Source organism: Antarcticimicrobium sp., from assembly GCF_029212575.1.
In the GTDB taxonomy this organism is placed as follows: Bacteria; Pseudomonadota; Alphaproteobacteria; order Rhodobacterales; family Rhodobacteraceae; genus Antarcticimicrobium.
This window is the reverse complement of the sequence record NZ_JARGPK010000008.1, coordinates 1-21,393: the sequence shown is the minus strand read 5'-3', so window position 1 is coordinate 21,393 and position 21,393 is coordinate 1. Positions and strand designations below refer to the sequence as shown.

Below are 21,393 nucleotides of genomic sequence, written 5' to 3'. Positions count from 1 at the left end.
GACAATCATGGAACTTGATGTCGTCGAGCTGTCGCGCCTCCAATTCGCGATGACAGCGATGTATCACTTCCTCTTCGTGCCGCTGACGCTGGGTTTGTCGATCCTGGTCGCGATCATGGAGACGGTCTATGTGATGACCAACCGGCCGATCTGGCGCCAGATGACGAAATTCTGGGGCACGCTGTTCGGCATCAACTTTGTGCTTGGCGTTGCCACCGGCATTACCATGGAATTCCAGTTCGGCATGAATTGGTCCTACTACAGCCACTACGTCGGCGATATCTTCGGCGCGCCGCTTGCGATCGAGGGGCTGATGGCCTTTTTCCTCGAGGCGACCTTTGTCGGGCTGTTCTTTTTCGGTTGGGACAAGCTGAGCAAGACCGCGCACATGGTGGTGACCTGGCTGGTTGCGATCGGCTCGAACTTCTCGGCGCTGTGGATCCTGATCGCCAATGGTTGGATGCAGAACCCGGTCGGCGCCCAGTTCAATCCCGACAGCATGCGGATGGAGATGACCAGCTTTTTCGACGTGATGTTCAACGAGGTGGCGCAGGCGAAATTCGTCCATACCGTTTCCGCCGGTTACGTCACCGCGTCGGTCTTCGTTCTGGGCGTTTCGGCCTGGTATCTTCTGAAGGGGCGGCACATCCAACTCGCCCGCCGGTCGATCGCGGTCGCCTCCAGCTTTGGCCTGGCTGCGGCGCTGTCGGTCGTGGTGCTCGGGGATGAATCCGGCTATTCCGCCAGCCACACCCAAAAGATGAAACTGGCCGCGATCGAGGGCATGTGGGAAACTCACGAGGCGCCCGCGTCGTTCAACCTGATCGGCTTTCCCGACAAGGAAGCGCGCGAGACCCACTATGCGCTGGAAATCCCCTGGGTGATGGGGCTGATCGGCACCCGCTCGCTGACCAGGGAGCTTCCCGGTATCAATGACCTGGTCGACGAGGCCGAGGCAAAGATCCGGCGCGGCATCATCGCCTATGACGCGCTGATGACCATCCGCGAGCAACGCGGCGATGCGCCTGCCGAGGCCCGGTTCATCTTCGAGCAGAATTCCGACGATCTGGGCTTTGCCTTCCTGCTCAAGCGCTATGTTGACGACCCTCGCGAGGCAACCGAAGAGCAGATCGCCATGGCGGCAGAGGATACCATCCCCGGTGTCGCGTCCCTGTTCTGGGCGTTCCGGCTGATGGTCGCTCTTGGCTTCAGCTTCATCGCGGTGATGGCCTATTTCGCGTTCATGGCCAGCTTCCGCGGCATGCGGTTCCCCCGAGTGGCGCTTTGGCTCGGCGTTATCATCATCCCGACGCCCTGGATCGCCGCCGAACTGGGCTGGTTCGTGGCCGAGTTCGGCCGCCAGCCCTGGACGGTCGACGGGGTGCTGCCCACCGCTTTGTCCGTGAGCCATCTGAGCGTGGCCGATCTGCTGATCACGCTGGCCGGCTTCGTCACCTTCTATACCGTCCTCTTCATCATCGAGATGGGCCTGATGGTGAAATACATCCGCAAGGGCCCGACCGAGGATGTGGAAGAAACCGAAACCTGGATGGCGCGGCACGAACACCGGCTGCGCACCCATGATGGCAACGGCCCGTTCGCGGCCGAGCCTGCGGAGTAAAGCCAATGATCCTGTTTGAACTGATCGACTTCGATATTCTTCGTGTCATGTGGTGGGTGCTTTTGGGCGTCCTGCTGATCGGATTTGCCGTGACCGACGGGTTTGACATGGGGGTTGGCGCCCTGCTGCCCTTTGTCGGCAAGACCGACGTGGAACGCCGGATGGTGCTCAACACAGTCGGCCCGGTGTGGGAAGGCAACCAGGTGTGGTTCATCCTGGGCGGCGGCGCCATCTTTGCTGCCTGGCCACCGCTTTACGCGGTCAGCTTCTCGGGCTTTTACCTGGCGATGTTCGCGGTTCTCGCCGCACTCATCCTGCGACCGGTGGGGTTCACCTACCGCTCCAAGCGCGACAGCCAGACCTGGCGGAATGGCTGGGACTGGGCGCTGTTCGTGGGCGGCGCTGCACCGGCGCTGCTGTTCGGGGTGGCGGTTGGCAACGTGCTGCTGGGCGTGCCCTTTTACCTGACCGAGGATCTGATGCCGATGTATGACGGCAACTTCTTCACGAAGTTCGTCGGTCTGCTGCGGCCCTTTGCGATCGTGTCGGGGGTGGTGTCCCTGTCGATGCTGTTGATGCACGGCGCGGCCTGGCTGACGCTGAAGACCGAAGGGCCGGTGCAGATGCGCGCCCGCACCATCGGCACCTACGCCGGGATCGTGGCGGCGCTCGCCTATGCGCTGGCCGGTGTCTGGCTCGCTCTCGGGGTGGACGGTTTTCAGATCGTCAGCGAGGTGGCGGCGAACGGTCCGTCCAACCCGCTGTATTCCGATGTCGAGCGCGGCGGGTCGTGGATGGCGGCCTATAGCGCCCGGCCCTGGATCGTGATCGCGCCGATCATGGGCTTTGTCGGAATTGCCATGGCGGTTCTGGGGCTTCGCGCGGGGCGCGAGGTCTCGACGCTGCTGTGGTCGAAGCTGGCGATCACAGGGATTATCTCAAGCGTCGGCTTGACCATGTTCCCGTTCATCCTGCCCTCGATCGTCGATCCCAACAGTTCGCTTACCGTCTGGGACAGCTCGTCCTCGCATCAGACGTTGTTCGTGATGCTGGTGGCGGCGGTGATCTTCGTGCCGCTGATCCTGGTCTATACGGCCTGGGTGTACAAAGTGCTCTGGGGCAAGGTGACCGAGGACGATGTCACCAGCGGCCATAGCTATTAAGGAAGGAAAACGACGATGTGGTATTTCGCCTGGGTACTCGGCCTTCCGCTGGCCGCGCTGGTCGCTGTTCTGAACGCCATGTGGCTCGAGATGCGCGAAGATGCGCGTCTGACGCAGGAAGACAGCAAAGACTAACCTCTCCCTCTTACGTCTCTGGGAGGGGTCAGACCGGGACGGGCGCCTTTCGGGGCGCCCGTTTCCGTTTGTAGTGCGGGAACGACGGCGCGGGCTTGGAAAAGCGCCCCGCATAAAAAAGACATCCAAAATACAGCTTATTGATCTGAGTCAAAATCCGGCACTCTGCCGTATGCAAAAACGGCGATATGAACCGCAGGAAACGGAACCCATGACCGACCAAGAACAGTTTTCTCCGTCCCGCCGCGAATTCCTGGGCCTGACGGCCGGGGCGGCCGCCCTTGCCGCGGCCGGGGCCGGCCAGCCGGCACGCGCACAGGTCGCCACCCGAGCGCATATCGTCATCCTTGGCTCCGGCGCCGCCGGCACCGCCCTGGCCAACCGGCTGGTGCACCGTCTGGACGGGGCGCGCATCACTCTGGTCGACGGGCGCAAGCAGCACCTTTATCAGCCGGGGTTCAGCCTGATCGCCGCCGGGCTCAAGACCGCCGGTTACTCGGTCAGCCAGACCGCCGACTGGTTGCCCTCGGGCGTCGAGTTGAAACAGGACTACGCCGCGCAGATCGACCCGGAGGCAAAGACCGTTTCGCTCCAGGGGGGTGAGAAACTGTCCTATGACTATCTGGTCGTCGCCACCGGGCTGACGCTGGACCATGATGCCATCGAGGGGTTCAGCCTGGATCTGGTCGGCACCGAGGGGATCGGCGCGCTCTACGCCGGGCCGGATTACGCCGCCAAGACGTGGCAGGCCGCGTCAAGGTTCACCGAAGAGGGCGGCGTCGGCCTGTTCACCCGGCCCGCGACCGAGATGAAATGCGCCGGCGCGCCGCTCAAGCACACCTTCCTGATCGACGATATCACCCGTAAGGCGGGCAATCGCGGCAAGGCCGAGATCATTTATGCCGCCAACAACGACTCGCTTTTCGGGGTGCCGATCGTGTCGGAAAAGGTTCGCATGCTGTTCAAGGATCGCGGCATCAACGCAGCCTATTCGCACGTCTTGCGGGCCATCGACCCGGGCAGGAAACGCGCCACCTTCGACACGCCCGACGGGCGGACGGAGCTGGAATACGACTATATCCACGTGATCCCGCCGCAGCGGGCGCCGCAGGTGGTGCGCGACAGCGGGCTGAGTTGGGACGACAAATGGGTCGATCAGGGCTGGGTCGAGGTCGACAAGCACAGCCTGCGCCATCTCCGTTACCCCGAGGTTTTCGCGGTGGGCGACGTGGCCGGTGTGCCAAAGGGCAAGACGGCGGCATCGGTCAAATGGCAGGTGCCGGTCGTCGAGGAGCATCTGGTCGCCCAGATCGCCGGCGATACCACCGATGCCGCCTACAACGGCTATACATCCTGCCCGATGATCACCCGGGTCGGTCGCGCCATGCTGGTCGAGTTCAATTACAACGACGACCTCACACCCTCGTTCCCGGGCATGATCGCCCCGCTGGAGGAGCTGTGGATCAGCTGGCTGATGAAGGAGGTGGCGCTGAAGGCCACCTACAACGCGATGCTGCGTGGCAAGGCGTAAGGAGAGCACGAAATGAAAGACCTGACATTGGGAACCCTGATCGCCGTGTTCGAGGAAATCTTCGGCCGGGGCCTGTTCTGGGCCATGGTCGCCGCCGCCGTGGTGATCACGATGGCCTATGTCTATGTGCTGATCCGCGACCGCGCGGTGAGCTGGAAGAAATTCCTCTGGGCGCAGCTTTCGATGCCCTTCGGCGCGATCGGCGCCGTGCTTTTCGTCCAGCGGATGACCCATTCGGGCTTTGGCGACATCGGCGGTCCGGTCGATGTGATCGTGATGCTGATGGTCGCCGCGGCCGGCGCCGTCGGGCTGGCGATCCTGGTCTACACGCTGGAATCGCTGATCCTGCGCAAGAGCAGGCTTAAGTTCTGAACAATCCCCGCGCGGCTGTCGTGCGGGCCCTTTTCGATCCCTCACCTTAAGGAGAAAGACATGAAACGTATTCTGACCGCCGCCGCCCTGGCCACCGCAACCCTGACCACCCAGGCCCAGGCCGAGGCGCCCGAGACGCTGGTGACCATCCTGACCGCGCCCGAGGCGCAGACCCAGTTGATGGCAATGGTGCTGACCATGCAGGCGGCACAGCAGGGCGTCACCCCGCATATCATGCTTTGCGGCCCGGCGGGCGAACTGGCGCTCAGGGACGCGCCCGAAAGCGCCACCGCCGGCCAGCCGCCCAAGAACATGAGCCCGCAGGGCCTGATGCAGGCGATCATGAAACAGCCCGGCGCCAAGGTCGAGGTCTGCGCGATCTACCTGCCGGGCAAGGGTGCCGATGCTTCGGTGCTGCTGGACGGCGTGGGCGTGGCCAAACCCGGAGAGATGGCCGGGGCGATCATCGCCGAGAACGCCCGCGTGATGAGCTACTGATCCGGCCAAATCCCGATTGCAAGACAACCCGTCGCGGCCCCGGTCGCGGCGGGTCTTTCCATTCCCGGATCAGATCAGCGCGGCCAGTCCCATGTCGGCCAGTTGGCGCGCCACCTGCGCGGTGAATCCCTCCGGCTCCGACGGGCGCGGCGAATACCAGAACACGGGCGCGTTCAACAGGATCAATACGCTGTGCAGCGCCACCGAGAGGTTCTGGCGCCGGAACTCTCCCAACTCCATGCCCTTGTGGATCACCGCGCGAAACAGGTTCTCGTACCCGGCGTTGGCCGCCATGATCCGGGCCTCCATGGCGCGGTCGGCCTCGGTGGGGGATTTCGGTTCCAACCCGGTGTAATGCTGCATGACAACCTTGTGGTAGGGCAGCGTCGCAAACACCGCCGCGACATGGGCCAGCGCCATGTTGTGAAAATTCCGCCCCGGCGGCAGGCTGTCGTCGATCACCGGGGCGATGGCCTGCCGGGTAAACTCCGGCGCCTGCAGACGAACCGCGCCCAGCAGCGCCCCCTTCGAGGCGAAATGGTGGTAAATCCGCCCCTTGGTCGCGCCGAGGCTGCGCGCGATGTCATCGACAGACGCGACGCTGACCCCGAGTTTCATGAAACAGGTGGCGGCGGCATCGAGGATCTCGCTTTGCGGCTCGGTAAGAGTATCTGGCATCGGGTTCCGAAGGCTGTGATGGCGATGGCCCCAGCTGGGTGTGCTGCGCCGGTGGTAAATGGAACCAAAGTTCCGTCATCTGGTCATAAGGGTGGATATTTCTTGCTTCTGATGCAGATGTAAAGAAACATTCCTGCGCATAGACGATTGACAAAACAGGGACATACCGAGTGGTATGTTGATAAGCCGAAGAGCTGGATTCGTGTGAGGGCACGGGTCCGCGGGGCGCACCGGGAGAGGAGAGACCGGCGCACCCCGTCATGCCAAACCGGCAGGGGAGGACAATTTGGACGTATTGCAACTGCTGGTCAGCGGGCTGGCAAATGGCTGTGTTTACGGTCTGATCGCGCTGGGCTTCGTGTTGATCTACAAGGCGACCGAGGCGGTGAACTTCGCCCAGGGCGACCTGATGATGCTGGGCGCTTTCGTGACGCTGGGCCTGACCAACGCCGAATACATGGACCTGCCGTTCTGGATCGCGGCGCCGCTGGCGATCGGGTTGATGGCGCTGATCGGTTACCTGCTCGACCTGGTGATCCTGCGCCACCTTTTCGGCCAGAGCCAGACCGCGGTGGTGATCCTGACCATCGCCATGGGCTTCGTCCTGCGCTTTGTCGCAGGGGCGATCTGGGGGCATGAGCCGCAGTCGCTGGAAAGCCCGCTGGCGCATGGCGATTTCCAGGTTGCCGGCGTGGTGCTCGGGATGGCGGACCTTGCCGTGATTGTCGTCACCTTCCTTCTGACGCTGTTCCTCTATCAATTCTTCCAGCGCACCAAGCTGGGACTGGCGATGCAGGCGGCGTCGCAGAACCAGATGGCGGCCTATTACATGGGCATCCCGGTGAAGCGGGTGCACGGGCTGATCTGGGGCCTGTCGGGCGCGGTGGCCGCGGTTGCGGGCATCCTGTTCGCGTCGAAGGGCGCGATCGACCCCAACGCCGGGCTGCTGGGGATCAAGGCCTTTGCGGCGGCGGTGATCGGCGGCTTCGGCAGCCTGCCCGGCGCGCTGGCCGGCGGGTTGATCGTGGGGGTGATCGAACCCTTTGCCTCGCGCTACCTCGCCGCCGGCTATTCGCAGGTCGCACCCTATGCGCTGTTGCTGTTCGTTCTGGTGTTCCGCCCGCACGGCCTGTTCAGCCAGGTCCGCACGAAAAAGGTCTGACGCCATGCGTATCCATTTCAAGACGTCCTACGAACACGACATCCGGCTGTTTCCCGACTGGTGGAGTTTCTTCGTCTATGCCGCGCTGGTGGCTGTCGCCGTGATCCTGCCCTGGCTGCTCGACGATTTCTTTCTCGGAGAGGTTACCAACGTGCTGATCTGGGCCATTGCGGGGCTGGGGTTGATGCTGCTGACCGGGCAGACCGGGCAGGCCAGCCTGGGGCACGCGGCCTTTCTCGCCATCGGCTGCTATTCCTGCATCATCGGGATGGAGAACGGGCTGCCGTTCCTGCTGGCCTTTCCGCTGGCCGGCGTGATCACCGGGATCTTCGGCACGCTGTTCTCGATCCCGGCGGTGCGGCTGCACGGCATTTATCTGGCGATTGCCACCATCGCGCTGTCGGTGCTGGCCGACGACATCATCGTCCTGCTGGAACCCTGGACCGATGGGGTCAGTGGCAAGTTCGCCCCGATGATCACCATCTTCGGGATCGAAATCGAACGTTGGACGACCCCGGACCGCTTCTACTGGCTGGTCCTCGCCGTCACCATCCTGTGCACGCTGTTCTATCGCAACCTGCTGCGTGCGCCGCTGGGCAGGGCCTTTGCCGCCGTGCGCGATTCCGAGGTTTCAGCCACCGCCATGGGGGTGCACATCGCCTTTACCAAGGCGGCGGCCTTCGGCCTGTCCTGCGCGATCACCGGGCTGGCCGGGGCGCTGATGGGGTTCTATGCCGGCGCCTTCAACAACGAAACCTTCTCCATCGTGATCTCCATCAGCCTGCTGATGATGATCGTGATCGGCGGGCTGGGCTCGATCCACGGGGCGTTCTTCGGCGCCGTCGTCATCGCCTTTCTGCCGCAGGCGCTGTCGATGACCACCGACATGATCGGCGGCGGCAACGTGGCGATCCCGGGGCTGGAAACCGGCGTGTTCGGCGCCATCCTGATCCTCTTCATCCTGTTCGAGCCGATGGGCATCTACGGCCGCTGGCTCAAGATCCGGACCTGGTTCGAACTGTTTCCCTTCGCCCGCAAGGACATGTTCAAGCGCCAGAAAAGCTACCTCAAGACGGAGCGTCTGAGATGAGCCTGCTGGAAATCACCAACGCCACGCTGAAATTCGGCGGCGTGGTCGCCGTCAACGACCTGAGCCTTTCGGTCGAGGAGGGCGAGGTTTATGCCATCGTCGGCCCCAACGGGGCGGGCAAGTCCACCGTGTTCAACCTGATCTCGCGGTTTTACGAGCCGTTTTCGGGCCAGATCACCTTCGACGGGCAGAACCTGCTGGACCGGCGCGCCGATGCGGTCGCCGATCTGGGCATCGCCCGCACCTTCCAGAACATCGAACTGTTCGATCATGCCACGGTGTTGCAGAACCTGCTGGTCGGCCGCCACCGGCACCGCCGCACCAACATGATCGAAGAGATGCTGTTCACCCCCCGCGTCCGGCGCGAGGAAAAAAAGCACCGCGAAGCGGTCGAACGGGTGATCGATTTCCTCGATCTGCAACCCTATCGCAACAAGATGATCGCGGGCCTTCCCTATGGCGTGCGCAAGGTGGTGGAACTGGGCCGCGCGCTGTCCTCCGACCCGCGCCTGTTGCTGCTGGACGAGCCGGCCTCGGGCCTCTCGGTCGAGGAAACCCAGGACATGCGCTGGTGGATCGACGACATCCGCAAGCAGATGGGGATCACCGTGTTGATGGTGGAACATGACATGGGGCTGGTCTCGGGCGTCTCCGACCGGGTGCTGGCGCTGGCCGATGGCGCCAAGCTGGCCGAGGGCACCCCGGCCGAGGTGCAATCGGACCCGGCGGTGATCGCGGCCTACCTCGGAACGGGGGCGGCGTGATGGGGCAGAGCGTACTGGAAATCAAGAACCTGGAGAGCTTTTACGGCCCGATCATGGCGATCCGGGGCGTCAGCCTGAAGGTGGAACAGGGGCAGGTGGTGACCGTGCTGGGCGCCAACGGCGCGGGCAAGTCGACCCTGCTCAAGACCATCTCGGGGATCATGGAACCGGAAAAGGGCAAGATCGTCTTCGACGGCGAGGAAATCCAGGGGATGGAGCCGCACCAGATCGTCAACCGCGGCATTGTCCATGTGCCCGAGGGGCGCGAGGTGTTTCCGCTGCTGACGGTGGACGAGAACCTGAGCCTGGGCGCCTACACCCGCAACGACCGCGCCGAGATCGAGCGCGACCGCCAGATGGTGTTCGAGTATTTCCCGATCCTGGCCGAGCGCCGCCAGCAGGAGGCCGGAACGCTCTCGGGTGGCCAGCAACAGATGCTGGCGATCGGCCGCGGCCTGATGCTGCGGCCCAAGATCATGCTACTGGACGAGCCCAGCCTCGGGCTGTCGCCGCTGCTGGTACAGGAGATTTTCGGCATCCTGCGGCGGCTGAACGCCGACGAGCAAGTGACCATGATGCTGGTCGAGCAGAACGCAAGGGTGGCGCTGGACCTGGCGGATGTGGGCTATGTGATGGAGATCGGCCGGATCGTGATGGACGGCACCGCCGACCGCCTGATGGAGAGCGAGGATATCAAGTCGTTCTACCTGGGCCATCAGGAACAGGGCCAGCGCGGCGAGCGTCGCTGGAAGCGCAAGAAGACCTGGAGGTAAGGCGATGAATGTCCAATCGACCGACCAGATCGAGGTCAACGGCGTGATGGTCAACGCGGTGCCGGGCACGCGGCCCGCGCTGGTGGATGGCTGCGACACGGTGGTCAAGCTCTTTGCCCGGCGCTGCGCCGAGATGGGCGACCGGATCGCGCACCGGGAAAAGGATCTGGGCATCTGGCAATCCTGTTCGTGGCGCGACTACTGGACCCATGCCAAATGGCTGGGGCTGGGCCTGCGCGCGTTGGGGCTGGAACGGGGCGAGGTGGTCTCGATCCTGTCCGAGGATCGCAAGGAATGGCTCTATGCCGACATGGGTATCCAGTGTGTCGGCGGCATTGCCTCGGGGGTCTATACCACCGACTCGGCCAGCCAGCTGGAGTACATCCTGCGCGATTCCGATAGCCGGTTCCTGTTTGTCGAGGATGACGAGCAGCTCGACAAGTTCCTCGAGATCGAGGACCAAGCGCCGCAGGTGCTCAAGGTTATCATCCTGGAAAAAGAGGGGCTGCACGACCTGCGCCACGACAAATGCGTGTTTCTCGACGAGCTTTACGAGACAGGCCGTGCCTTCGAGGCCGAGAACCTCGGGTTCTTCGAGGCCGAGATCGAAAGGGTCCGGCCAGAGGATACCGGGCTTCTGATCTATACCTCGGGCACCACCGGGGCGCCCAAGGGTGCCATGCTGAGCCAGGAGAATATCGTCGGCGCGATGGTGTCGGGCGCCCATGCGCTGCCGACCTTGCCCACCGATCAACAGCTTTGTTTTCTGCCGCTCTGCCATATCCTTGAACGCGACGTGTCGGTCTATTTCCCGCTCGCGGCGCGGGCCACGGTGAATTTCGCCGAAAGCACCGAGACCGTGTTCGACAACCTGCAGGAGGTTTCGCCGGATCACTTCACCGCCGTTCCGCGGGTCTGGGAAAAGATCTATTCGCGGGTGCTCGTGTTGGCGCAGGAGGCCACGCCGGCGGGACGTCTGGCGTTTCACATGGCGCAAAAGGCCGGGGCGCGGCGGGCCGGCTTCCTGTTGGCGGGCAAGCGCCCGCCGCTGGCGGTCTCGGCGTATTATGCGATCTGGGATTTCCTGGTCCTGCGCAACCTGCGCCGGATGCTCGGCATGGACAAGATGCGGCGCGGCACCACCGGGGCGGCGCCGATCTCGCCCGAGCTGATCAAGTGGTACTGGTCGATCGGCGTCAAGCTGATCGAAGGCTACGGCATGACCGAGAACGCCGGACTGGCCACCGTCAACCTGCCCGAGGACAACAAGCTGGGCACCGTGGGCAAGCCGGTGCCGGGGTTTCAGGTTCGCATCGCCGGGGACGGCGAGATCCAGACCTTTGGCCTCAACAATTTCCAGGGCTACTGGCGCAACAACGAAAAGACCGCCGAGACCTTTACCGAGGACGGCTGGCTGCGCACTGGCGACGTGGGGCGGCTGGACGAGGACGGGTTCCTGACCATCACCGGCCGTCTCAAGGACATCATCATCACCGCTGGCGGCAAAAATATCACCCCGGCCGAGATCGAAAGCCGGCTGAAGTTCAGTCACTATGTTTCGGACGCGGTGGTGATCGGGGATCGGCGCAAGTACCTGACCTGCCTGATCATGATCGACCAGGAAAACGTCGAGAAGTTTGCGCAGGACCAGAAAATACCGTTCAGTGATTTTGCATCCCTCTGCGCCGCGCCGGAGGTGGTCGCGCTGATCCGTCAGGAGGTCGAGACGGTGAACAGGGAGTTCGCGCGGGTCGAGCAGATCAAGGACTTCCGCCTGATCAACGTGCTCCTGACGGCGGAGGACGAGGAACTGACCGCAACCATGAAGCTCAAGCGCAGCTTCGTGGAGAAAAAGCACAAGGCGCTGATCGACGAAATGTACTGAACAAGACCCCAAACGTACGTTTTTCATAGGGAGGATAACCATGAAGAAACTGACAACGGCCCTGGCCGCCGCGGTATTGGCCACCGGGATTTCCGGCGCCGCCCGCGCGGACACCCAGGGCGTGAGCGACGGCGAGATCGTGATCGGTTCGGTCAACGACCTCAGCGGCATCTTTGCCGCGGTGGGCGTTCCGGCGGTGAACGGCGCCAACCTGCGCTTTGACGAGGTGAACGCGGCCGGCGGCGTGCATGGCCGCACGATCCGCTTCGTGGTCGAGGACAACGGGTACCAGATCCCGCGCGCGATGCAGGGCTACAACAAGCTTCTGAATCGCGACAAGGTCTTTGCCATGCTGTTGTCACTGGGCACGCCGATGAATCTGGCGGGCTTCAAGCTGCTCGATCCCAAGGGCATCCCGAATATCGGCCCGCTGACGGCGGCGCGCGACATGCTGAAGGAGCCGATGCACAACAAGTTCGTCGGCTTTTCCAGCTATTGGGACCAGGTGCAGGAGGGGGTCAAGTATCTTGCCGCCGAGAAGGGGGCCAAGAAGATTTGCTCGATGTATCTGCCCACCGATTTCGGCAAAGAGATCGGCGACAGCACCAAGGACATCGTCGGTACGCTGGGGCTGACCTTTGCCGGCGAGACCACGCACAAGCCGGACGAGCTTGATTTCGTCGGGTCGCTGACCAAGCTGAAGGCGGCCGAGTGTGACGTGATCACGCTGGCGCTGGGCGTGCGGCAGGCGATCACAGTGGTCGGCACCGCCAAGAAGCTGGGCTGGAACGACGTGATGTTCCTGAACACCTCGGCCGGGTTCCTGGCGGTTGTCGCGGCTGTGCCGGGCGGCGTGACCGAGGGGCTCTATGCCGCTGCGGGCTGGGTTGACCTGCAGTCGCGTGCCGATGATCCCGTGGTGGCCAAGTTCATGGCCGCCTACAAGGACAGGTTCGACCAGGATGCCGGCGGGTTCTCGATGCTGGGCTATTCCGCCGCCGATACGGTGATCCGCGCGCTCGAGGCGGCGGGGCCGGAGCTGACCCAGGAGAGCTTCATCAACGGGATGGAGACGCTGGATTACCATGACGCTCTGGCGGATGCAAAAATCACCTATGGTCCCGAGGATCATCAGGGCGCCGACGAGGTGGTGATCTCGGTCGTCGAAGGCGGCAAGTGGAAGGTTCTGAGCCGCCAGTAATCCCGCCCGAGACCAGCGGAAACCCAGAACCGGCGCGGCCCCCGCGCCGGTTTTTCGTTTTCCCGAAACGCCCGGAACGCCCGGAACCTTCGGACCGATGAACAGGCGAATTGCCGCAGAGACCCCGTGGCGTTAGGCTGAAAACGGAGTCGTGTCCTCAAACAATTTCGAATAGGCGTTACCAAAAACCTGACTTGCACCGGGTTTTCGTTACAATAGACAGGTCGCACCGTCTTGCCGACCTTGGGGGGTACATGGTTTCGCGTGGCGGGCGTGACGAAGAGTGAGGATTTTGGCAATATATTGCATTGCGGAGTACGATCGGCATTATATTGCTCGAAACTGGTCAAAGGGAGGAATCACATGACCAATCGGAGAAGTATTCTGGGCCTGGTGGGCGGCGCGGCCGTTGCCGCCTTGGCAACCGGACTGATGGCAACCTCGGCGATGGCGCAAGAGGTGACGCTGAAGCTGCACCAGTTCCTGCCGGCGCAGGCGAACGTGCCGAAGCTGATCCTGGATGTCTGGGCCGACAACGTCGAGAAGGACTCCGGCGGCCGCATCAAGGTTGACCGTTATCCCTCGATGCAGCTCGGCGGCAAGCCGCCAGAACTGCTCGACCAGGCGATCGACGGCGTGGCGGACATCGTCTGGACCGTCGTGGGCTATACCCCCGGCCGGTTCCCCGGCACCGAGGTTTTCGAACTGCCCTTCATGATGACCAACGCGCGCGCGGTCTCGCGGGCCTATTGGGAAATGTTCGAAGAGCACTGGAAAGACACCGATTTCCAGAACGTGCACATCCTGGGCACCTGGGTTCACGGCCCCGGCCTGATCCACTCGGCCGATCCGGTCGAGACCCCCGAGGACCTGCAGGGCATGAAGATCCGCGGCGGCTCCCGCTCGGTCAACTCGCTGCTGACCGAACTGGGCGCAACCCCGGTGGGCATGCCGGTTCCGGCAATTCCCGAGGGTCTGTCCAAGGGCGTGATCGACGGCACCACCATCCCGTGGGAAGTAACCACCGCGCTGAAAGTGCCGGAACTGGTTGAAAACCACACCGAGTTCACCGGCGGCGCGCTTTATACGCTGACCTTCGTTCTGGCGATGAACAAGGAAAAGTATGACAGCCTGCCCGACGATCTGAAAAAGGTGGTCGACGACAACTCCGGCATGGAGTTCTCGGTCTTTGCCGGCGGCACCCAGGCCGACTCCGATGGCCCGGCACGCGAGATCGCGCTGGATCTGGGCAACAACATCATCACCCTGGACGAAGCGCAGACCGCCGTTTGGCGTGACGCCTCGCAGCCGATCTACGACGCCTGGCTCAAGGACATGAGCGACAAGGGCATCGACGGTCAGGCGCTGCTGGATCAGGCCCAGGCGCTGATCGCCAAATACACCCCGATGTACGAAAAGTAATCGGGCGCAACCAAATGCAGCCGCGGCGGCCCCTGTCGCCGCGGCTCGTTCTTTCACACGACTGGCAACTGCCGAAGGGGAAAGCATGCACGCTTTATTCACCGGTCTGGCCCGCTTCATGGCTATCCTGGGTGGGATTGTGCTTTCGGCGCTCATTCTTCTCACCTGTGTCTCGATCCTGGGACGGAGCCTGAACGGCATTCTGCATGGCGACTTCGTGATGGGCCTCGCGCCCGGACTGGCCCATTGGCTGATCGACATCGGGGTAGGGCCGGTCAACGGCGACTTCGAACTGGTCGAGGCCGGGGTGGCCTTTGCCATATTTGCCTTCATTCCGCTGTGCCAGATCACCGCCGGGCATGCCTCGGTCGATCTGGTGGCCAATGCGCTGTCGCGCGGCACCAACCGGTTCATGCGCATGGTGACCGAGGTGATCTTTGCGCTGGTGCTGATCCTGATCGCCTGGAAACTCGCCGACGGGATGCTGTCGAAGAAAGGCTATGGCGAAACCTCCTTTCTGCTGCAATTCCCGGTCTGGTGGGCCTATGCGGCAAGCTTATTCGGCGCGGTGATCTCGGCCATCGTGGGAACCTACATGGCCGGCGTTCGGGTAACCGAGTTCGTGACCGGCCGCATTCTCGTCTGGGACGGTGTGGAGACGGATCAATGAGTGCGCTTGAAGTCGGGATTGCCTCCTTTCCCGCCCTTATGGTCCTGATTTTCCTGCGGGTGCCGATCGGGCTGGCGATGTTCGTAGTCGGGCTGGTCGGGATGTTCATCGTCACCGACGGGACCACGGTCGCCTTCGGGCGGATGAAGAGCGAGACCTATACAACCTTTTCCAGCTATTCTCTGACCATCGTGCCGATGTTCCTGCTGATGGGGCATTTCGCGACGCTCGGCGGCATGTCGAACGCGCTGTTCAAGGCCGCCGAGGGGTGGCTCGGACACCGCAAGGGCGGCGTTGCCATGGCGGCGATCGGCGCCTGTGCCGGGTTCGGGGCGATCTGCGGATCGTCGCTGGCCACCGCTGCCACCATGGGCCGTGTCGCGTTGCCGGAGTTGAAGCAATATGGCTATGCCGGCGGGTTCTCGACCGCGACGCTGGCCGCCGGCGGCACGCTGGGCATCCTGATCCCGCCTTCGGTGGTGCTGGTGATCTATGCCATCCTGACCGAGCAGAACATCGCCAAGCTGTTTCTCGCGGCCTTCATTCCCGGCCTGCTGGCGGCGCTGGGCTATGTCATCGCGATCTCGATCTACGTCCGCCTCTACCCGGAGGCGGCAGGCACCCGCCCGCGCGTGCCCTATGGCGAGCGGCTGACCGCGCTGATCCAGGTCTGGCCGGTGCTGCTGGTCTTCGGGCTGGTGGTTGGCGGCATCTACCTGGGCTGGTTCACCCCGACCGAGGGCGCGGCGGTGGGGGCCGCGGGCACCGGTGTGATCGCCCTGGTTAACGGCGGGCTGACGCGCGCGACGCTGGTCGACAGTTTCTTCGTCACCGCGCGGTCGACGGCGATGATCTTTTTCATCGTTCTGGGCGCCGGGTTCTATAACGGTTTTCTGGCGCTGACCCAGGTGCCGCAGGAACTGGCCGATTTCGTGGTGGGCCAGGGGTATTCGCCCTGGCTGGTGCTGACGCTGATCCTGGTCTTCTACCTGCTGTTCGGCTGCCTGATGGACAGCCTGTCGATGATCCTTCTGACGATCCCGATCTTCTACCCGGTGATCAGCGTGATGGATTTCGGCATGGTCAACCTGGCGGATCTGCAGGCGGATGCGGCGATGGAGGTGATCCGCAGCGGCGTGCCCGAGGGCATGGCGACAGACATGCTGGAGTCCATCAAGACGGCGATCGCCAGCGGTGCCGAACTCACGCGCGATCAGATGAAGGCGCTGGACATCCGCATGACGCGCGGCATGGCCAACCGGATGGAGACCGAGCATGTGGCGATCTGGTTCGGCATCCTGGTGCTGATCGTGGTCGAGGTCGGGCTGATCACCCCGCCGGTGGGGATGAACCTGTTCATCATCAACGCGATGGACCGCAAGACGCGGATGGTCGATACCTACAAGGCGGTGATGTTCTTTGTCGGTTCGGACCTCGTGCGGGTGGCCATCCTGGTGATGTTCCCGGCGATCACGCTGTTCCTGTTGCGATAGCGGCGGCACAAGCCCGGAGGGATTGGCCCGGCCCCGATGGGGTCGGGCCTTTTTCATTTCGCAGGGGATGATAGGTATGGTGCAAAATAATGCCGAAACCTTTGGCACTATCTTGCATATTCGTGTGTAAGGTGCATGATGCGCACAACGAGTCATGGCGCAGCGGGGAGGAGATCCGCCGTGCCGGACCGGATCACTGGGACCGAACAGGGAGGAGGACCCATGCAGCAGTCATCGGGCAATGCGGCGCTTTATTTCGTTGACCGCCATGTCGACGAGGGCCGGGGCGACAAGATCGCCTTTCGCGAGGCGGACGGCGACCGGCGCAGCCTGACCTATGGGCGTCTGGCCGAGGAAACCGCGCGGTTCGCCGGAGCGCTGGACCGTCACGGCGTGCGGCGCGAAGAGCGCGTGGCGATGATCGTGCGCGACCAGATCGAGTTCCCGGTGGTGTTCTGGGGCGCGCTCAAGGCCGGTGCGATCCCGGTGCCGCTGAACACGCTGCTGTCTTCGGACATCTACGAGGTGATCCTGAGCGACAGCCGCGCCTCGATCCTCGTCGTCTCCGAAGACCTGTGGGATGTTGTCGCCCCCGCCGTCGCAGACAACCGGTATCTGCGGACGGTGCTGGTGATCGGCAATGCCCCCGAGGGCACCGAAAGCTATAGCGCCTTCACCGAGGGCGCCGCGCCGATGCCGACCGTCGAGGCGCATGCGGATGAACTGGCCTTCTGGCTCTATTCCTCGGGCTCGACCGGGCTGCCCAAGGGGGTGCGCCACGTTCATTCCAGCCTGAAGGCCACTGCCGACACCTTTGGCGCGCAGGTTCTGGGCATCCGCGAGGAGGACACCGTCTATTCCGTGGCCAAGTTGTTCTTTGCCTACGGGCTGGGCAACGGGATGTCCTTTCCGATGTCGGTGGGCGCGACCACGGTGCTTTTTGGCGGACGCCCGACACCCGATGTGGTGTTCGACATCATGAAAACGGAGCGCCCGACCATCTTTTGCGGGGTGCCCACGCTCTATGCCGCAGTGGTCGCCGCGCAGGAGGCCGCCGGCGGCACGCCCGAGCATTCGATCCGCCTGTGCACCTCGGCCGGCGAGGCGCTGCCGCGCGATATCGGCGAGCGCTGGGAAAAGCTCTGGGGCGCCGAGATCGTGGATGGTGTCGGCTCGACCGAGATGCTGCACATCTTTCTGTCGAACCGGCCGGGCGACATCGTCTATGGCACCTCGGGCGTCGCGGTGCCGGGGTATGAGGTGCGGTTGGTCGATGAACATGACGAGGATGTGCCGGAGGGCGAGGTCGGCGAGTTGCTGGTGCGCGGGCCGTCCTCGGCCGATGGCTACTGGAACCGCCGCAACAAGTCGCAATCGACCTTTGCCGGGCACTGGACCCGCACAGGCGACAAGTACGAAAGCACGGGCAAGGGGCGCTATGTCTACTGCGGTCGCACCGACGACATGTTCAAGGTCTCGGGCATCTGGGTTTCGCCCTTTGAGGTCGAACAGGCGCTGGTCGAACACCCGGCCGTGCTGGAGGCCGCCGTGGTGGCGCGCGCCGACGAGAAGGGGCTGGATAAACCCGCCGCCTATATCGTGCTGAAGGACGGCGCCGATCCAAGCATTGTGGGCGAGTTGAAGGATCTGGTGAAGGACAAGATCGGCATGTGGAAATACCCGCGCTGGATCGAGGTGGTCGAGGATCTGCCCAAGACCGCCACCGGCAAGATCCAGCGGTTCAAGTTGCGGGGATCGGCGTGATGGCGCATCTGGACTGGGCCGAGACGCCGACAACGCCGTTGGTGGTGAACGGGGTGACGCTGGAATACACATGCCTCGGCCCGTCGCCGGACACGGCCCCGACCATCGTCATGCTGCACGAGGGGCTGGGATGTGCTGCGCTGTGGCGCGATTTCCCCGCCAAGGTGGCGGCGCGCACCGGCATGGGTGTGCTGGTCTATTCGCGCCAGGGCTATGGCCAGTCCGATCCGGCCGAGTTGCCGCGCCCGATGGACTTCATGACCCGCGAGGCGCTGGAAGTTCTGCCGCATGTGCTGGATCAGGCCGGGATCACCCGCTGCGTCCTGTTCGGCCATTCCGATGGCGCGACCATTGCCGCGATCTACGGCGGCAGCGTCGAGGATTTCCGCGTGCGCGGGCTGATCTTCATGGCGCCGCATTTCTTTACCGAGGAGATGGGGCTGGCCGAGATCGCCAAGGCGCGCGAGGCTTTCGAGACCACCGATCTCAGGGACCGGATGGCGCAGTATCACAAGAATCCGGAGAACGCCTTTCGCGGCTGGAACGACACATGGTTGAACCCGGCGTTCAAGGATTGGAACGTGGGTGAGGTCATCGATTATCTGCGCATCCCGGTGCTGGCGATCCAGGGGCGCGAGGATCAATACGGCACGCTGGCCCAGATCGAGGAGATCGAGACGCGGTCCTATGCACCGGTCGATGTGGCGATCCTCGACGATTGTAAGCATGCCCCGCATCAGGAGCAGACGGAAAGAACACTCGACGCGGTGTCCGAATTCGCCGCGCGGTTGGAGCGGATCGAGGCGGCCGACGTGGTCCCGGTCTGACCCCGGTGCGGTTCCGCGCGCCATCCCATGCCTATGTTCCGGGGGAAACGCCCCGGCATCCGGACGGCGCCTTTGCCAGTTTGACCGATACGGCGCGGCCGGGCATGACGCCCGCCGCGCTTGCCGCGTCCGACGCCTGGCGCACCGGTGGGCAATACCTGCGGCTGGGCTATTTCTGGGAGGCGCATGAGCTGTTCGAGCCGGTCTGGATGGCGCTTCCGCCCAATTCCCGTGAGCGGGCCCTGGTGCAGGGTGTGATCCAGTTGGCGAACGCCGCGCTCAAGGAACGGATGCGCCGGCCGCGCGCGGTGTTGCGGCTGTGTGATCTGGCCGAGCGGCACCTTGACGCCGCAGGGGCGGACGGGGCCGAAGCGATGCACGCGGACGGCGCGTGGTTGGAACATGAGATCACGCGGTTGCGGATGGGGGCGAATCTGATCCGCGATCCGGGCGCGGAATAGTGCAAAATAATGCATATCTCATCAAAATACTGCGCACTATAATTCATATAATTCCGTAACACACTGAAAAATAACAAAATGAGTTAAGCACTATTATGCATATTCCTGTTTACCCAGCGGACGGAATGCCATAAAGTGCATTCAGGAAACGACCTTTCAGGAGCGCGACATGTCCAAAGTGATCGACTTTCAGACCGACCCGTCGAAATACCGCCACTGGCGAGTGGAGTACGATGGCGAGATCGCAAATCTCTACATGGATGTGGATGAGAAGGGCGGGCTGTTCGACGGCTATGAGCTCAAGCTCAACTCCTATGACCTCGGTGTCGATATCGAGCTGGCCGACGTGGTCCAGCGGATGCGGTTTGAGCACCCCGAGGTGAAGGTCGTGGTGATGCAGTCGGGCAAGGACAAGGTGTTCTGCGCCGGCGCCAACATCCGCATGCTGGGCGGCGCCAGCCATGCGCACAAGGTGAACTTCTGCAAGTTCACCAATGAGACGCGCAATACCTTCGAGGCCGCCGAAGAGGATTCGGGTCAGAAATACATGGCCGCGGTAAAGGGCGCCTGCGCCGGCGGCGGGTACGAGCTGGCGCTGGCCTGCAACCACATCATGCTGACCAACGACAGCACCTCGTCGGTTGCGCTGCCCGAGGTGCCGCTTCTGGCGGTGCTGCCGGGCACCGGCGGGCTGACCCGGGTCACCGACAAGCGCAAGGTGCGCCGTGATCTGGCCGATGTGTTCTGTTCGGTCGAAGAGGGCGTGAAAGGCCAGCGCGCGGTCGATTGGCGGCTGGTCGACGAGGTGGTGCCGAATTCGAAGTTCGACGCGGTGGTTCAGGAACGCGCCCACGAATTCGCGGCGAAGTCACAAAAGCCCTCCGGCCTGACCGGCATCGCGCTGAACCCGCTGGACCGCAAGATCGACGGCGACAGCGTGACCTATTCTCTGGTCGAGGTCGCCATCGACCGCGCCGGGCACAAGGCCACCATCACCCTGTCTGGCCCGGATGCCGATGCGCCCGCCGACATGGACGAAGTGCAGGCACAGGGTTGCGACGGCTACATGCTGCGGCTGGCGCGCGAGCTGGACGACGCGATCCTGCATCTGCGCCTGAACGAGCGCGAGATGGGGGTGCTGGTGTTCCGCAGCCAGGGCGACCCGGAAAAGCTGATTGCGCATGAAAAGCTGCTGATGGAAAACGCCGATCACTGGCTGGCCAACGAGATCCTGAAATACTGGAAACGGGTGCTGAAGCGCGTCGATCTGACCTCGCGTTCGATGGTGGCGATGGTCGAGCATGGAAGTTGCTTTGCGGGGGTTCTGGCTGAATTGTTGTGGTCCTGCGATCGCGGCTATATGATGCTGGATGAGTTCGAGGGCGACAACCGCCCGCTGGCCACCGTCACCCTGACCGAGGGCAATTTCGGCCTTTATCCGATGAGCAACGATCTGACCCGACTGCAAACCCGCTTTCTCGGCACGCCTGAGACCGTCGATGCGCTGAAGGCCCGGATCGGTGAGCCGATGGAGGCCGACGCGGCCGACAAGGCCGGGCTGATCACCTATGCCTTTGACGACATCGACTGGGAGGACGAGGTGCGTATCTTCTTCGAGGAGCGGGCCAGCTTTAGCCCCGACGCGATGACCGGGATGGAGGCCAACCTGCGCTTTCCCGGACCGGAGACGATGGAAACCCGCATCTTTGGCCGCCTGACCGCCTGGCAGAACTGGATCTTCCAGCGGCCCAACGCGGTCGGCAAGGACGGCGCGCTGCAGCGGTATGGCACCGGGGTGCGCGGCGACTACAACATGGAACGTGTGTAAAGGAAGCTGGCGGGCTGAAGCCCGCCCTACGGAAAATGCCGGCGTAGGGCGGGCT

At 63.3% G+C, this 21,393-nt stretch carries 20 protein-coding genes; 19 read left to right on the top strand and 1 reads right to left on the bottom strand.

Features of this window, described 5'->3' with window-relative positions; genetic code table 11:
• Positions 1 to 7: 7 nt before the first annotated feature.
• From P1U75_RS00960 to P1U75_RS00935, 6 genes are all read left to right on the top strand, one after another.
• Positions 8 to 1,621, top strand: a complete 1,614-nt coding sequence (locus P1U75_RS00960; protein WP_300238640.1) for a cytochrome ubiquinol oxidase subunit I — start codon at positions 8 to 10, stop codon at positions 1,619 to 1,621.
• A gap of 5 nt (positions 1,622 to 1,626) precedes the next feature.
• A complete protein-coding gene (gene cydB / locus P1U75_RS00955; protein ID WP_300238637.1) occupies positions 1,627 to 2,784 on the top strand; it encodes a cytochrome d ubiquinol oxidase subunit II in 1,158 nt (385 codons plus the stop codon).
• Between the two features lie 15 nt (positions 2,785 to 2,799).
• Entirely contained in the window at positions 2,800 to 2,919 is a 120-nt protein-coding gene (cydX, locus tag P1U75_RS00950; protein WP_300238634.1) for a cytochrome bd-I oxidase subunit CydX, read from the top strand.
• Positions 2,920 to 3,130: 211 nt separating this feature from the next.
• Positions 3,131 to 4,450, top strand: a complete 1,320-nt coding sequence (locus tag P1U75_RS00945) for an FAD/NAD(P)-binding oxidoreductase (protein ID WP_300238632.1) — start codon at positions 3,131 to 3,133, stop codon at positions 4,448 to 4,450.
• Between the two features lie 12 nt (positions 4,451 to 4,462).
• Positions 4,463 to 4,822, top strand: a complete 360-nt coding sequence (locus P1U75_RS00940; RefSeq protein ID WP_300238630.1) for a DUF5368 domain-containing protein — start codon at positions 4,463 to 4,465, stop codon at positions 4,820 to 4,822.
• A 60-nt stretch (positions 4,823 to 4,882) separates the two neighbouring features.
• On the top strand, positions 4,883 to 5,320 hold the full coding sequence (locus P1U75_RS00935; protein WP_300238627.1) for a hypothetical protein: 438 nt from the start codon (positions 4,883 to 4,885) through the stop codon (positions 5,318 to 5,320).
• Positions 5,321 to 5,389: 69 nt separating this feature from the next.
• Here the strand turns inward: P1U75_RS00935 and P1U75_RS00930 are convergent, their stop codons facing one another.
• Positions 5,390 to 5,998, bottom strand: a complete 609-nt coding sequence (locus tag P1U75_RS00930; RefSeq protein WP_300238625.1) for a TetR/AcrR family transcriptional regulator — start codon at positions 5,996 to 5,998, stop codon at positions 5,390 to 5,392.
• A gap of 286 nt (positions 5,999 to 6,284) precedes the next feature.
• On the opposite strand from P1U75_RS00930, the gene P1U75_RS00925 reads away from it, so the two are divergent.
• From P1U75_RS00925 to boxC, 13 genes are all read left to right on the top strand, one after another.
• On the top strand, positions 6,285 to 7,160 hold the full coding sequence (locus tag P1U75_RS00925; RefSeq protein WP_300238623.1) for a branched-chain amino acid ABC transporter permease: 876 nt from the start codon (positions 6,285 to 6,287) through the stop codon (positions 7,158 to 7,160).
• 4 nt (positions 7,161 to 7,164) lie between these two features.
• Entirely contained in the window at positions 7,165 to 8,250 is a 1,086-nt protein-coding gene (locus tag P1U75_RS00920) for a branched-chain amino acid ABC transporter permease (protein ID WP_300238621.1), read from the top strand.
• Positions 8,247 to 9,014: an ABC transporter ATP-binding protein gene (locus P1U75_RS00915; RefSeq protein ID WP_300238619.1), complete on the top strand. Its 768-nt coding sequence runs from the start codon at positions 8,247 to 8,249 to the stop codon at positions 9,012 to 9,014. The genes P1U75_RS00920 and P1U75_RS00915 overlap by 4 nt, the downstream gene beginning before the upstream one ends.
• Positions 9,014 to 9,787: an ABC transporter ATP-binding protein gene (locus P1U75_RS00910; protein WP_300238616.1), complete on the top strand. Its 774-nt coding sequence runs from the start codon at positions 9,014 to 9,016 to the stop codon at positions 9,785 to 9,787. The genes P1U75_RS00915 and P1U75_RS00910 overlap by 1 nt, the downstream gene beginning before the upstream one ends.
• A gap of 4 nt (positions 9,788 to 9,791) precedes the next feature.
• Positions 9,792 to 11,672, top strand: a complete 1,881-nt coding sequence (locus P1U75_RS00905) for a long-chain fatty acid--CoA ligase (protein ID WP_300238614.1) — start codon at positions 9,792 to 9,794, stop codon at positions 11,670 to 11,672.
• Between the two features lie 40 nt (positions 11,673 to 11,712).
• Positions 11,713 to 12,873 carry an ABC transporter substrate-binding protein gene (locus P1U75_RS00900; RefSeq protein WP_300238612.1) on the top strand — a complete coding sequence of 387 codons (1,161 nt, stop codon included), beginning with the start codon at positions 11,713 to 11,715 and terminating at the stop codon, positions 12,871 to 12,873.
• A gap of 363 nt (positions 12,874 to 13,236) precedes the next feature.
• The gene (locus P1U75_RS00895; RefSeq protein WP_300238610.1) at positions 13,237 to 14,295 is read left to right on the top strand and encodes a TRAP transporter substrate-binding protein; all 1,059 of its coding nucleotides are present in this window, start codon (positions 13,237 to 13,239) and stop codon (positions 14,293 to 14,295) included.
• 85 nt (positions 14,296 to 14,380) lie between these two features.
• The gene (locus P1U75_RS00890) at positions 14,381 to 14,965 is read left to right on the top strand and encodes a TRAP transporter small permease subunit (protein ID WP_300238608.1); all 585 of its coding nucleotides are present in this window, start codon (positions 14,381 to 14,383) and stop codon (positions 14,963 to 14,965) included.
• Complete coding sequence (locus P1U75_RS00885; protein ID WP_300238606.1) at positions 14,962 to 16,458, top strand: TRAP transporter large permease; 1,497 nt, start codon at positions 14,962 to 14,964, stop codon at positions 16,456 to 16,458. Before P1U75_RS00890 ends, P1U75_RS00885 begins: the two co-directional genes overlap by 4 nt.
• Before the next feature lie 222 nt (positions 16,459 to 16,680).
• Entirely contained in the window at positions 16,681 to 18,222 is a 1,542-nt protein-coding gene (locus P1U75_RS00880) for a benzoate-CoA ligase family protein (protein WP_300238604.1), read from the top strand.
• Positions 18,222 to 19,049 (top strand): alpha/beta hydrolase, encoded by an 828-nt coding sequence (locus tag P1U75_RS00875; RefSeq protein WP_300238602.1) that lies wholly within the window; start codon positions 18,222 to 18,224, stop codon positions 19,047 to 19,049. The genes P1U75_RS00880 and P1U75_RS00875 overlap by 1 nt, the downstream gene beginning before the upstream one ends.
• A gap of 104 nt (positions 19,050 to 19,153) precedes the next feature.
• Positions 19,154 to 19,510, top strand: coding sequence for a DUF309 domain-containing protein (locus P1U75_RS00870; RefSeq protein WP_300238599.1), 357 nt, complete (start codon positions 19,154 to 19,156; stop codon positions 19,508 to 19,510).
• Positions 19,511 to 19,679: 169 nt separating this feature from the next.
• Positions 19,680 to 21,338, top strand: coding sequence for a 2,3-epoxybenzoyl-CoA dihydrolase (boxC, locus tag P1U75_RS00865; protein ID WP_300238596.1), 1,659 nt, complete (start codon positions 19,680 to 19,682; stop codon positions 21,336 to 21,338).
• The last annotated feature ends 55 nt before the right edge of the window (positions 21,339 to 21,393 follow it).